This window comes from Allorhizobium sp. nf9_anc (assembly GCF_056323085.1).
The window spans coordinates 3,318,451-3,331,366 of sequence record NZ_CM150481.1; the positions used below are offsets into that span (position 1 = coordinate 3,318,451).

Annotated in this window: 9 protein-coding genes; 4 read left to right on the forward strand and 5 right to left on the reverse strand. The window is 62.9% G+C overall.

Annotated elements, in window-relative coordinates; all coding sequences use genetic code 11:
• The first annotated feature begins 90 nt into the window (after nucleotides 1–90).
• Complete coding sequence (locus tag AC02Y0_RS16185; RefSeq protein ID WP_476379885.1) at nucleotides 91–1,122, forward strand: glycerophosphodiester phosphodiesterase family protein; 1,032 nt, start codon at nucleotides 91–93, stop codon at nucleotides 1,120–1,122.
• Between the two features lie 72 nt (nucleotides 1,123–1,194).
• On the opposite strand, the gene AC02Y0_RS16190 is transcribed toward AC02Y0_RS16185, so the two are convergent.
• From AC02Y0_RS16190 to AC02Y0_RS16210, 5 genes are all read right to left on the reverse strand, one after another.
• Nucleotides 1,195–3,408 carry an FAD-dependent oxidoreductase gene (locus tag AC02Y0_RS16190; RefSeq protein ID WP_476379886.1) on the reverse strand — a complete coding sequence of 738 codons (2,214 nt, stop codon included), beginning with the start codon at nucleotides 3,406–3,408 and terminating at the stop codon, nucleotides 1,195–1,197.
• Between the two features lie 34 nt (nucleotides 3,409–3,442).
• The gene (locus tag AC02Y0_RS16195) at nucleotides 3,443–3,640 is read right to left on the reverse strand and encodes a hypothetical protein (protein WP_476379888.1); all 198 of its coding nucleotides are present in this window, start codon (nucleotides 3,638–3,640) and stop codon (nucleotides 3,443–3,445) included.
• 10 nt (nucleotides 3,641–3,650) lie between these two features.
• On the reverse strand, nucleotides 3,651–4,859 hold the full coding sequence (locus AC02Y0_RS16200) for an acetyl-CoA C-acetyltransferase (protein ID WP_076391895.1): 1,209 nt from the start codon (nucleotides 4,857–4,859) through the stop codon (nucleotides 3,651–3,653).
• Between the two features lie 164 nt (nucleotides 4,860–5,023).
• Nucleotides 5,024–6,817, reverse strand: coding sequence for an acyl-CoA dehydrogenase C-terminal domain-containing protein (locus AC02Y0_RS16205; RefSeq protein WP_476379890.1), 1,794 nt, complete (start codon nucleotides 6,815–6,817; stop codon nucleotides 5,024–5,026).
• A 3-nt stretch (nucleotides 6,818–6,820) separates the two neighbouring features.
• Nucleotides 6,821–7,054: a hypothetical protein gene (locus AC02Y0_RS16210; protein WP_476379892.1), complete on the reverse strand. Its 234-nt coding sequence runs from the start codon at nucleotides 7,052–7,054 to the stop codon at nucleotides 6,821–6,823.
• A 156-nt stretch (nucleotides 7,055–7,210) separates the two neighbouring features.
• Here AC02Y0_RS16210 and AC02Y0_RS16215 point away from each other — a divergent pair, with 156 nt between their 5' ends.
• The 3 genes from AC02Y0_RS16215 to AC02Y0_RS16225 all read left to right on the forward strand — a co-directional run bounded on the left by AC02Y0_RS16215 (nucleotide 7,211) and on the right by AC02Y0_RS16225 (nucleotide 12,911).
• Nucleotides 7,211–10,984: a peptidoglycan-binding protein gene (locus AC02Y0_RS16215; RefSeq protein ID WP_476379894.1), complete on the forward strand. Its 3,774-nt coding sequence runs from the start codon at nucleotides 7,211–7,213 to the stop codon at nucleotides 10,982–10,984.
• A 204-nt stretch (nucleotides 10,985–11,188) separates the two neighbouring features.
• Complete coding sequence (locus tag AC02Y0_RS16220; protein WP_444559296.1) at nucleotides 11,189–12,106, forward strand: sulfite exporter TauE/SafE family protein; 918 nt, start codon at nucleotides 11,189–11,191, stop codon at nucleotides 12,104–12,106.
• A gap of 1 nt (nucleotide 12,107) precedes the next feature.
• Entirely contained in the window at nucleotides 12,108–12,911 is an 804-nt protein-coding gene (locus tag AC02Y0_RS16225; RefSeq protein ID WP_476379897.1) for a TIGR02186 family protein, read from the forward strand.
• Nucleotides 12,912–12,916: the final 5 nt, after the last annotated feature.

Sequence of the window (12,916 nt, forward strand, 5' to 3'; positions counted from 1 at the left end):
TTGTCACAGAGGCTTCAGAAAACCGTCACGGCGGCTTCACTCGAAGCACCTAATGCGACGGGAACGACATTGAAGATCGGAGCCCTGCTCATGCGTCTCGCCGTTCTCGTCCTCGGCCTTTTGCTCTCCCTCGTCACCGGGGCCGCGAGCCTGGCGCCCATTCCGCCATCCAATCGGGCGGCTCTCATCCACGAACGGCTCACCCAGGCCAACCTCAACCGTGATCATGTCATGGTCGTGGCCCATCGGGCGGGCTGGAAGAAGGATGGCTTGACCGTTCGCGCCGAGAACTCGTTCGCAGCCATCGATCATGCGGCTTCCACCAGCGTGGAGATGGTCGAACTCGATGTGCGCCGTTCGAAGGACGGCGTGCTTGTGATCATGCATGATGAGACGCTGGACCGCACCACGACCTGTCGCGGCAAGGTGGCGGAGCATACGCTCACCGAGCTAAGGGCGTGTCGTCTCGTCGTGGAAGGTCAGCGGAGACTGACAGACGAGCATGTTTTCACACTCGAAGAAGCCATGCTACATGCACGCGGTCGCATCCTCATCAACATCGACAACAAGCTTGAGCCCGAAGCCTTGGTCGAAGTCGCCGATCTCGCACGCAGCCTTGGCATGCCGGATGGCGTGCTGCTCAAGCTCGCGGTCTGGAATGCTGAACGGCTGCAGCTCGCCCGCGACATCCGCCGCGCAATCGGCCCTGACATCGCCTTCATGCCGATCCTCGCCGACGACGCGGTGACTGAACCGGCCTTCATCGATCGCACGCAGTCTGCACTCGGCGCACCGGCAGCAGAGCTTGTGCATTGGTATCGGGATGCCTCGCAGCCCATCACTGCGGATGGCGGCCCCCTGCTCTCGCCGCTTTCCCGCGCAGCCGCGATCCGCAACGACGCGCATCTGTGGATCAATACCTACCCGATCACCGATCGCCCGGAAGGCATGGTCGCCGGTGGGCGCGGCGATTACCTCGCACTCTCGACCGGACGTCCTGAGGATGTCTGGGGCTTCTTCGTCGAGCGCGGTGTGACGATCATTCAGACGGACGAGCCGGAGGCTGTGATCGCCTGGCTTGAGCGCGAAGGCTTGCGTCGGTCGTATGAGTTGACGAACTGAGGCCTCACACTCGATCTGAAACAAAAAAGGCGGCCCGAGAGCCGCCTTTTCGAATCTATTCAAATCTCAAGTTCAAGCGGCCTTGGCAGCTTCACCGTAAGGGTTGAAGCGGCCGTAGAAGGTTTCGCCCTTGGCGGCCATGTCCTTGAGCAGCGGCGTCGGCGTGAAGTGCGCGCCATAGTCCTTGGCGAGACGTTCGCAGAGCTCGACGAAGGTCTTCACGCCCATGCCGTCGATGTAGGACAGGGCGCCGCCGGTGTAAGGCGCAAAGCCGAAGCCGAGGATCGAGCCGACATCGGCCTCGCGCGGATCGGTCACGATGCCTTCCTCGACGGTGCGGGCGGCTTCCAGCGCGATAGTGACGAGGAAACGTTCCTGCAGGGTCTTGACGTTGACGTCATCAGGCTTCTGCTGCGGATAGAAATCCTTCAGGCCCGGCCAGATGTGCTTCTTGGCGGGCTTGGCCGGATAGTCGTAGAAGCCCTTGCCATTCTTGCGGCCGAAGCGCTCTTCCTTCTCGACCATGCGGGCGACCAGCTCCATGTGGCGCGGGTCGACGGCCTTGTCGCCGAGATCGGCGACGGTGGCCTTCAGGATCTTGTAGGAGAGGTCGATCGCCACTTCATCGTTCAGCGCCAGCGGCCCGACCGGCATGCCGGCGAACTTCGCGGCATTCTCGATCATGACCGGCGGCACGCCTTCGATCAGCATGTTGTAGCTCTCGGCCATGTAGCGCAGGACGCAACGGTTGACGAAGAAACCACGGGTGTCGTTGACGACGATCGGGGTCTTCTTGATCGCGGCAACGTAATCGAGCGCCACGGCGAGCGCCTTGTCGCCGGTTTCCTTACCGAGGATGACTTCGGTCAGCATCATCTTCTCGACTGGCGAGAAGAAGTGGATGCCGATGAAATCAACCGGACGCTTGGAGTTTTCGGCGAGACCCGTGATCGGTAGAGTCGAGGTGTTGGAGGCGAAGATCGCGCCTTCCGGCAGGACGGCCTCGACCTTCTCGATCACGGCCTTCTTGACGTCACGGTCTTCGAAGACGGCTTCGATGACGAGGTCGGCATCGGCGAGCGTGCCATAATCGTCGGACGGGGTGATCAGCGACAGGAGCTTGTCGCCTTCGTCCTTGGTGAGCTTACCCTTACCGACGGCGCCAGCAACGAGACCTTCCGAATGGGTCTTGCCCTTGCCCGCTGCCTCCATGTCACGGTCGATCAGCACGACATTGATGCCGGCAGCGGCCGTGACATAGGCGATCGAGGCGCCCATGAAACCGGCACCGACGACGCCGACCTTTTTGATCTCGGACTTCGGCTGGCCGGCGGGACGACGGGCACCCTTGTTCAGTTCCTGCATCGAGACGAAGAGCGAGCGGATCATCGAATAGGCTTCGGTGGTCTGGACGATCTCGGTGAAATAGCGCTGCTCGATCCTGAGACCAGTGTCGAAGGGCACCTGCAGGCCTTCATAGACGCTCTTCAGGATGGCGAGCGCTGCCGGATAGTTGCCGGCGGTTTCTCGGCGCAGGATGGCGGAAGCCGCCGGCCAGAGCTGGGCAGCCGCCGGGGTCCAGATGCCGCCGCCGGGGACCTTGAAGCCCTTCTCGTCCCAGGGGGCGACCGGCTTCAGACCGTCTTTGATCATCTGCTTGGCAGCATTGATCAGTTCGCCGGGCTCGACGACCTGATGGACGAGGTTCATCGCCTTGGCGCGGGCGGCCGACAGCGTCTGACCCGTGGTCATCATCTGCAGGGCGTCCTGCGTGTTCGCAAGACGTGCGACGCGCTGCGTGCCACCGGCGCCGGGGAAGATGCCGACCTTGACTTCCGGCAGGCCGATCTTCACCGACTTGGCGTTGGACGCCACGCGGCCATGGCAGGCGAGCGACAGCTCGGTCGCGCCACCCATGCAGGTGCCGTTGATGGCGGAGACCCAGGGCTTGCCGTTGGTCTCGATCTTGCGCCACAGCCAGGTCATGCGACCGGCGGCGTCAAAGAGCTTCTGGACGGCAGCTGCCGGGTCCTTAGCCTTTTCCTCTTCGAGCATGGAGAACATGCCCTTGATCATGGTGAGATCGGCGCCGCCGGAGAAGGAGGACTTGCCTGACGTGAAGACCACGCCCTTGATGCCGTCATCAGAGACGGTCTGGTCGAGGATCTTCTCGATTTCGTCCATCACTTCGACGGTGAAGACGTTCATCGACTTGTCGGGCATGTCCCAGGTGACGAGGGCAATGCCGTCTGCGTCGGTCTCGATGGTGAAGTTCTTGTAGGTCATGATGGGATTCCTCTTCCCTAAAATCTCTTGTCGCTCAGAAGACGCCGAGAACGAAACACAGCCAGGTCACCAGAAGTCCGAGAATGACAACACTGAGCCAAAAGGTGATGCGGTTCGAAAGGACATCCTTCTTGGCAAGGATCGGAGGCCCCTTTTCGGCGGCCTCTTTCATGTCGCCTTCGATCTTTCTCAGCTCAAAGTGTCGTTTGGTCTCGTTGTGGTGACCGGCCATGGTGCGGTCCTCAAACGCGCTCGATAACCGTCGCCGTACCCATGCCAGCGCCGATGCAGAGCGTGACCAGCGCGGTGTTCAGATCGCGGCGTTCCAGCTCGTCCAGCACCGTGCCGAGGATCATCGCGCCGGTGGCACCGAGCGGATGGCCCATGGCGATCGCGCCGCCGGCGACGTTCATCTTCGAATGATCGACATTGAAATGCTGCATGAAGCGCAGGACGACCGCGGCGAAGGCCTCGTTCAGTTCGAACAGGTCGAAGTCGGAGATCTTCATGCCGGTGCGCTTCAGGAGCTTCTCGGTCACGTCAACAGGGCCGGTCAGCATCAGTGCCGGATCGGAGCCGATATTGGTGAAGGCGCGGATGCGGGCACGGGGCTTCAGGCCCATGCTTTCACCACCAGCCTTGGAGCCGACCAGAACGGCTGCCGCGCCATCGACGATGCCGGACGAGTTGCCGGCGTGGTGGATGTAGTTAATGCGCTCGATTTCCGGATGCGCCTGAATGGCGACGGCTTCGAAGCCACCCATTTCGCCGGGCATCTGGAAGGACGGGTTGAGGCTTGCCAACGACTGCATGTCGGTGCCGGGGCGCATGTGTTCGTCGCGGTCGAGAATGACTAGACCGTTGCCATCCTTTACCGGGATGACGGACTTGGCGAAGTTGCCGGCAGCCCAGGAGGCAGCCGAGCGCTTCTGGCTTTCGACGGCATAGGCGTCAACATCGTCGCGGGTGAAGCCATATTTTGTGGCGATCAGGTCGGCCGACACGCCCTGCGGCATGAAATAGCCGGGGAAGTTGACCGAGGGGTCCATGTACCAGGCACCGCCGGACATGCCCATGCCGACGCGGGACATGCTTTCGACGCCACCGGCGATGACGATGTCGTCCGAGCCGGCCACGACTTTGCCGGCGGCAAGGTTGATCGCGTCGAGGCCAGAGGCGCAGAAGCGCGAGATCTGGATGCCGGGGGCCGCGAAATCATAGCCGGCCTCGAAGGCAGCGGCCTTTGGGATGACAGCGCCGGCTTCCATGACCGGGTCAACACAGCCAAAGATGATGTCGTCGACGGTGGAGGTATCGAGGCCATTGCGGTCGCGCAGCGCTTCCAGCGTCTTGGCGGCCAGGCGGGGGGTCGGCACTTCGTGCAGCGATCCGTCCTTCTTGCCGCGCCCGCGGGGCGTGCGCACGTGGTCGTAAATGAAGACTTCAGTCATCGTCTCTCTCCCTTGGGCGCACGGGGCGCCGGAATTTTTTCCCTCTTCTCCCCAGCGGGGAGAAGTGCCGAGCGAATGCGAGGCGATGAGGGGGCCGATTGCGCAAGCACCCCCTCATCCGGCCCTAATGGGCCACCTTCTCCCCGCTGGGGAGAAGGGGAAGATCAAAACGCTTCCGCGGCCATTTCCATCAGGCTGTCGGCGCCGGTTTCGATGCGGGCCTTGCGCAGGGCCGTCTCCGGCATGACCTTTTCCATGTAGAAGCGGCCGGTCAACAGCTTGTTCTTGTAATAGTCCGCATCGCCAGACCCTGCGGCCAGGTTGTCGTTGGCGGCCTTGGCCATCTTCGCCCACATGTAGCCGAGCACGACGAGACCGAAGAGGTGCATGTAGTCGGTCGAACCGGCACCGGCATTGTCAGGCTTGGCCATGGCATTCTGCATGAACCACATGGTCGAGGCCTGCAGATCGTTCAGGCCCTTCTTCAGGCTCTTGGTGTAGGCCGACAAGTTCTCGTCGCCACGGTTCTCCTCGCAGAAATCGCCGATTTCCTTGAACAGCGCCATCACGGCGCGGCCGCCGTTGAGGCCGAGCTTGCGGCCGACGAGGTCGAGCGCCTGGATGCCATTGGCCCCTTCATAGATCATCGCGATGCGGGCATCGCGGACATACTGGCTCATGCCCCATTCTTCGATATAGCCGTGGCCGCCATAAACCTGCTGGGCCATGACAGCATGGTCGAAGCCCTTGTCGGTCAGGACACCCTTGAGGATCGGGGTCATCAGGCCGAGCACGTCGTCGGCCAGCTGCTTTTCGGCAGCGTCGTCCGAACGATGCGCGATGTCGGACTTCAGCGCGGTCCACAGCGTGAAGGCGCGACCAGCCTCGTTGAAGGCCTTGATGGTCAAGAGCACGCGGCGGATGTCCGGGTGGACGATGATCGGGTCAGCCTTCTTCTCGGGCGCCTTGACGCCGGAGAGAGAGCGGCCCTGGATGCGCTCGCGGGCATAGTTGGCAGCGTTCTGATAGGCGATTTCGGAGATCGACAGACCCTGCAAGCCGACGCCGAGGCGGGCCTCGTTCATCATGACGAACATGGCCGCGAGGCCCTTGTTCTCGGCGCCGATCAGGTAACCGGTCGCCTCGTCATAGTTCATCACGCAAGTCGCGTTTCCGTGGATGCCCATCTTGTGCTCGATAGCGCCGCAGGAAACCGTGTTACGGCTGCCAACCGAACCGTCGTCGCCGACCATGAACTTCGGCACGATGAAGAGCGAGATGCCCTTGGTGCCCTCAGGTGCGCCTTCGATACGGGCCAGCACCAGATGGATGATGTTGTCCGACATGTCGTGTTCGCCGGCCGAGATGAAGATCTTCTGGCCGGAGATCTTGTAGGAACCATCACCGTTCGGAACCGCCTTGGTGCGCAGCAGACCGAGGTCGGTGCCGCAATGGGGCTCGGTGAGGTTCATGGTGCCGGTCCAGATGCCCTCGACCATCTTCGGCAGATACTTCTGCTTCTGCTCGTCGGAGCCGTGTTCCAGGATCGCGGCGATCGCGCCCTGGGTCAGGCCCGGATACATCATCAGCGCCATGTTGGCCGACGACATGTATTCACCGACAGCCGAATGCAGGGTATAGGGCAGGCCCTGGCCGCCGTATTCGGCGGGCACTGCAAGGCCGAGCCAGCCACCCTGACAGTAGGCGTCGTAAGCCTGCTTAAAGCCCTTCGGCGTCTTGACCGAGCCGTCATCCGAGCGAACGCAGCCTTCCTGGTCGCCGGAGAGGTTGAGCGGGAAAAGCTGCTCTTCCGCGAGCTTGGCCGCCTCGCCGACGATCGCCTCGATCATGTCGGGGGTCGCATCTTCAAAGCCCGGCAGGTTGTTGTACCGCTCGAGACCAAGGACGTCGTTGAGAATGAAAAGCGTGTCGTTTACGGGGGCCTTGTAGACAGGCATCGGTCATCTTCCTCCAAAGACTTCGGTTCCGACGGGATCGGAGTGTTCTGGCTTATACAAATAATTGACGTGCGCGTAAACGTCAAAATTTTTAGGCGCGGCATTTTTGCGAAATTCAGCCGTCACTTTCGCTTTATCCGCTCGTCCTAAAGAAAGCCGCTTGTGCGGGGCGTGACGCGACAGCGCTGATGCACGCCGCATCGTTTTTCCGGAGAAGCTTAACGGCTTGTTTACCATGTTTCATGAAAGGTTGCGTTTGAAAGCTGGTGATCCATCCGCGATTCCGACTCGCCTGCCTGCCGTAACGTCAGGCACCTCTGTCGAAGCCGAAATGGACCACCCGGACGCATTCGGACGCTAGCGTTGTCCGGCATCATCGAGGCGAGCAGAACCATGAACGGATCGCGATCCCAGACCCAACGGCCCAGCAGCCCATCCTCCCTGGATGCGTTGAGCCGTACGATCGAAGGGCTTGAGGCGCGTATCGAAGGGCTGATCGGCCAACAGGCCGCCCGCAGCCGCGCCGACGATCCGGTGCGCAGCGATCGCGACCAGCGGCCGGATCCGCTCGCCGAAATCCGCCAGCGCCAGCGGGAGCTGGAAGAGAGCCGCAATCGTGGCGGTGACCGCAGCCTCTACAGCCGCAGTGATGAACCGCCAGCCCGGGCACCGCTGCGCCAGCCCCTGCCCCCGCTTGCCGACTCGCAGCCAGCCTATCCGCCACGCGCGGCCGCTCCGGCCCGTGGCCTCGAATTCACCGAAGCGCTGAGCGGGCTGCGCCAGGAGCTGAAGCAGGACATCGCCGAGAGCCTGTCGCGCGAGATCGCCGGGCTGCGCAACGAGATGCGCTCCATCCGCGTGCTGGCCGAAGAGAGCCGCCCGCAGGATGACATGCGCCAGGATATTGCACGCCTCGCCGAGAGCCTGCAGCGGCTCGAAGGCATCAAGGCCCCCGGCACGGACGGGTTACGCCAGGACTTCAACGAATTGCGCTCGCTGATGGACGGCCTTGCCCGCGAGGATTCCGTGCGTCGCATGGAGCGCCGCTGGGATGACGTCGAGGTTCGCCTTGATGGCCTCGACACCGGCGCGATGCGTGACGAGATCATTCGCATTGCCGACCGGCTCGATGACATCAAGTCACAGCTTGGCGGTATGGGCGACACGCGCGCAATCCGGGCGCTGGAAGAGAAGCTCGTCACGGTCGCAGCCGCGCTCGAGCACATCGGTGCGCATATCGACCCGAATGAACGCATGGTTATGGAGCAGTTCGCCGCTCTCGACACGCGCCTCGACGAGATCACCCGGGCGATTGCTGCCGGCAGCCGCAACAGCGGCCCGGGCAACGATCCGGCAACCTTCCACCGGCTGGAGGACCGGCTCTCTGGCCTCGCACGGCAGATCGAGACACTGTCGGATCGCCGTGCGCCGCAGCACGATGCGTCTGACGAGATGGCAGAGCGGCTGGAGCTTTTGACGGCCCGGATCGAACAGCTCTCCGCCGAACAGGGCGCCGTTCGCATCGAAGAGCGTCTCGACCAGCTCTCCTATATGCTGGAAAAGGTTCAGAGGCCCGCTCCGGCCCCGGAACTCACCGGCTACCTCGCTGACATCTCGCGCAAGATCGACGCGCTGGACGGCGGCGCGGGCAATGATCGCCTTGCCGACCGCTTGGAAATCCTCGCCCAGCGGATCGAGGAGCTGGACGCCCCGGCGCCAGTCGCGATGATCGACGACAGTGCGCTGCGCAACCTGGAAGACCGGCTGAATGCCGTCGTTGACCGGCTGGAAGAGACGAGCTCGACAGGACCTGTCGGCGGCGAAAGCGCCAGCCTTAAGGGGCTCGAAGACCAGATTGCTCACCTCTCTGCCCTGATCAGCCAGCCTTCGCCTGCCGATCCGGAAGTTGCCGGACGCATCTCGGCGCTCGAGGACTATGTCGCGACCAGCGACGAATACATCATCGAGGCAGCCCGTCAGGCAGCCGAAACTGTCATGGCCAACTTTGCGCATCGGTTCCCGGCCGGAAGCCAGGCCGCTGCCGCCGACATCTCCGCCCTTTCGGCTCTCTCCGACCATCTGCGGCAGCTCGAAGACTATACCCGCCACTCGGAAGAGCGCACCCATCGCACCTTTGAAGCGCTGCACGACACGCTCGTCCAGATCGCCGGCCGCCTCGACGACCTGCATCACCCGGAGCCAGCGCCGCTCTTTGCCCAGGCGCCATTGCCCACCCCGCAGCCACTCCGGGCCGCCGAAAGCCCGGCTGCTGTGCAGCCTCCGCGCATGGTTGCCGAGCCGGCTCCTCAGTCCTCGCACCCGATCGACGAGGAACTGCTGGCAGCCGCCGACGACTTTGCCCAGACCATGACGGCGCTGCCTGTGATCGATGCGGCGCGCGAGAAGAAAGCTACCAAGCCGAGCCTGCTCGCCGGCCTCGGCAAGAAACTGATGCCGGCCAAGAAGGCGCCGAAGGCGACCGTCGAAGCACGGCCCGCCGTCGATCCCGCGCCGTCGGTCGATGCCGTCGACGTGCTGCCGCCTGACGATGCCAATGAACTGCTGGAGCCCGGTTCGGGTGCGCCTGATGTGCGCAAGATCCTTGAGCGCGTGCGCGCCAGCCAACAGGCTGCCAAGTCTGGCCCGTCGACCGACGAAAGCAATGACCGCACCGACTATATTGCCGCCGCACGGCGTGCCGCCCAGGCGGCCGCCATGGAGATGGACCGCGCCCAGAAGGTTGCACCGACCGGCAACAAGATGATGGCCGACGTGAAGGCGAAGTCGAAGGCTGGAGAGGCCTCGCTCTTTGCCCGTTATCGTCGCCCGATCCTGATGGCCGTCGGCGCCATCCTGCTCGCAGCCATGGCCATGCCGCTGGTCAACACCCTGACCCGCAGCGAAGCGCCTGTCGTGCTTGAGGAAGCCACTCCGGACCAGACGAGCGAGATCACCCCGACGGATCCTTTGCCGGCCGAGGAAGCCGGCAACAGCGTGGACGCAACCGCGCCGATCGAGAGCGCAGCGGTACCAGCCGCCGATTTGACCACAAGCGAACCGCCTGCGGAAACGGACGAGCAGGTCGCGGTGACGCCGGAGCCCGTCGTTGCTGCCGCTCCGGTTCAGGTCGGCAATACAGCACCGGTCAATGCCATGATGGCGCCCGCACAGACTGCGCCAGGCCAGACACTGGAAGCACCGGCTTCAGCTCCTGCGGCCGACACGCTTGCAGCAACACCCGCAGAACTGGCCGAGCCGGCAAAGGTCGTGGTCGCCGAAGAGATCCAGCTGGCCTCCACGCCCGCTGCCGAGATCGTCGTTCCCGCCGAAATCACGCCGCCGTCCCTCTCCATCGCCGCAAAGAACGGCGATCCGCTGGCGCTCTTCGAAATCGGCGCGCGCTATACGGAAGGCCGGGGCGTCGCGAATGACTTTGCCGAAGCCGCCAAGTGGTATCGCCTGGCTGCCGACAAGGGCTTTGCGCTTGCTCAGTATCGCCTTGCCAATTTTCTCGAAAAGGGCACCGGCGTCGCGCCGAACATTGCTGAAGCCAAGCGCTACTACGAAATGGCGGCGAATGCCGGCAATGCGAGCGCCATGCATAACCTCGCCGTCATCTATGCCTCCGGCAAGGACGGGGCGCAGGATTATGCCAAGGCTGTCGAATGGTTCGGCAAGGCCTCCGACTACGGCGTTTCCGACAGCCAGTTCAACCTCGCCATCCTCAGCGCGCGTGGCAATGGCACGGCGCAGGATCTGGTGACCTCCTACAAGTGGTTTGCGATTGCCGCAAAGGGCGGCGACACCGATGCCGCGCAGAAGCGGGACGAAGTGGCCAATGCCCTCAAGCCCGATCAGTTGGAGCGCGCCCGCGCCGAGGTGGATCTCTGGAAGGCCAAGGAGCTGAACCCGGACGCCAATTCGGCCAATACGCCCGACGAATGGGCCGGCAAGGGCCTGAAGACCGCCAGCGTCGACATGAAAAAGGCGATCCGCAACATTCAGGCCATTCTCAACAAGAACGGCTTCGATGCCGGCACACCCGACGGCGTGATGGGCGCAAAGACTGTCACCGCGATCAAGGCTTTCCAGACCTCGATCGGCGAACAGCCCACCGGCCAGGTGACAGACAAGCTGGTGACGGAACTGCTCGCCCGCAACAAATGATCGGCCTGTCATAAAAGACCGCGATTGAGGGTCTATGACGGGCTCGCGAATTGACTTGATTGGCCTTGAGGCGCAAGAAAGAATTCGAAAGGGAGCAAGCCCGATCAAGGACTTGCACCCGCCCAGCATGAGAAAGAGCAAGGGGCTGTAGACCCTGACGTGACCGCGCCATCGTGCGCGGCTACCTGCATTTGAGGTCCTGACGTGACGATCTATCTGCCGATCGCCGAATTGTCGGTCAATGTCTTCATCATCCTCGGCATGGGCGCGGCTGTTGGCTTCCTCTCGGGCATGTTCGGCGTGGGCGGCGGCTTCCTCATCACACCGCTCCTGATCTTCTACAACATCCCGCCCGTCGTCGCCGTCGCAACCGGTGCGAACCAGGTTGTCGCGTCCTCCGTCTCAGGCGCCATCTCGCATTTCCGGCGCGGGACGCTGGACATGAAGCTCGGCACGGTCCTCTTGATCGGAGGTCTCGCGGGGGCGACGCTGGGCGTGTGGATCTTCTCCTGGCTGAGACGTCTGGGTCAGCTCGACCTGATTATCTCGCTGCTCTACGTGGTTTTTCTCGGCACCGTTGGCGGCTTGATGCTGGCGGAAAGCCTGCGGGCGCTGCGCCGCGCGGCCCGCAATGAACCTGCCCCCCTGAAGCGCCCGGGTCAGCACAACTGGGTGCATCGCCTGCCCTTCAAGATGCGTTTCAAGAAATCGAAAATCTATCTGAGCGTGATCCCGATCCTGGCCCTCGGTTTCGGCATCGGTATCCTGACCTCGGTCATGGGTGTCGGCGGCGGCTTCATCATGGTGCCCGCCATGATCTATCTGCTCAGGATCCCGACCAATGTCGTCGTCGGCACGTCGCTGTTCCAGATCATCTTCACCACCGCCTACACAACGATCGTCCAGGCGGCGACCAACTATTCGGTCGATATCGTGCTCGCCTTCATCCTGATGGTGGCTGGCGTGATCGGCGCGCAATACGGCGTGCGGGTCGGGCAGAAACTGCGCGGCGAACAGTTGCGCGCGCTGCTCGGCCTTCTCGTGCTTGCCGTCGGCGTGCGTCTCGCGATCGAGCTGATCGTCACCCCTGATGACTTCTACTCGCTGGCGATCGGAGGCTGAGATGAGAGCGCACCTCCTCGCCCTTGCGCTTTTCGCCACGATCGGGATCTCGCTTCCGGCGTACGCTCAGGATCCGCTGACGTCGCAGCTTGCTGAAACCGAAGGTCTCGACATCGGCACTTCGACGAGCGAGATCGCGATCACCTCGGACTTTTCCGGTGCCGATCTCACCATTTTCGGAGCGCTTACCAATACCGACCAGCTACTGCTCGCCATCGGCCAGTATGATGTGGTGGTGACACTGGAGGGTCCGCGCGACTGGACCACCGTGCGCCGAAAGGAGCGGCTCTTCGGGATCTGGGTCAACCGCACATCGCTTACCTTCGAGCAGATGCCGATTTCCTATTCGCTCGCCAGCACGCGGCCGGTGGAGGAAATCGCAGCCGATGATGTGCTGACCTCGCTCGGCATCGGCATCGACCATGTGGCGCTCACGCCCACGGGCTTCATCAGCAATTCCGTCAATCTCGGCGAGTTCCGCGATGCCTTCCGCAGGCTGAAACAAACCGGCGGGCTCTATCAGCGCGATACGGGCGGCGTACGCTTCGTGTCATCAAGCCTCTTCAAGGCGACGCTCCGGCTCCCGGCCAACATCCCGAACGGGGTGCACATGGTGCATGCCTATCTGTTCAAGTCGGGCGAGTTCATCGCGGAAAAGGAATTGCCGCTGCGCGTCATCAAGACGGGCCTGGAAGAAGCGATCACGGAGGCAGCACACCAGCAGCCACTCGCCTACGGCACGTTTGCCGTTCTGCTCGCCCTGGTCACGGGCTGGGCTGCGAGCCTGATCTTCCGCAAGGACTGACGGCA

Excerpts from the sequence above, each read along its gene's own strand:
- AC02Y0_RS16185 (WP_476379885.1), top strand. The coding sequence starts at position 91 with ATGCGTCTCGCCGTTCTCGTCCTCGGCCTTTTGCTCTCCCTCGTCACC.
- AC02Y0_RS16225 (WP_476379897.1), top strand. The coding sequence starts at position 12,108 with ATGAGAGCGCACCTCCTCGCCCTTGCGCTTTTCGCCACGATCGGGATC.
- AC02Y0_RS16215 (WP_476379894.1), top strand. The coding sequence starts at position 7,211 with ATGAACGGATCGCGATCCCAGACCCAACGGCCCAGCAGCCCATCCTCC.
- AC02Y0_RS16205 (WP_476379890.1), bottom strand. The coding sequence starts at position 6,817 with ATGCCTGTCTACAAGGCCCCCGTAAACGACACGCTTTTCATTCTCAAC.
- AC02Y0_RS16200 (WP_076391895.1), bottom strand. The coding sequence starts at position 4,859 with ATGACTGAAGTCTTCATTTACGACCACGTGCGCACGCCCCGCGGGCGC.
- AC02Y0_RS16210 (WP_476379892.1), bottom strand. The coding sequence starts at position 7,054 with ATGGTAAACAAGCCGTTAAGCTTCTCCGGAAAAACGATGCGGCGTGCA.
- AC02Y0_RS16195 (WP_476379888.1), bottom strand. The coding sequence starts at position 3,640 with ATGGCCGGTCACCACAACGAGACCAAACGACACTTTGAGCTGAGAAAG.
- AC02Y0_RS16190 (WP_476379886.1), bottom strand. The coding sequence starts at position 3,408 with ATGACCTACAAGAACTTCACCATCGAGACCGACGCAGACGGCATTGCC.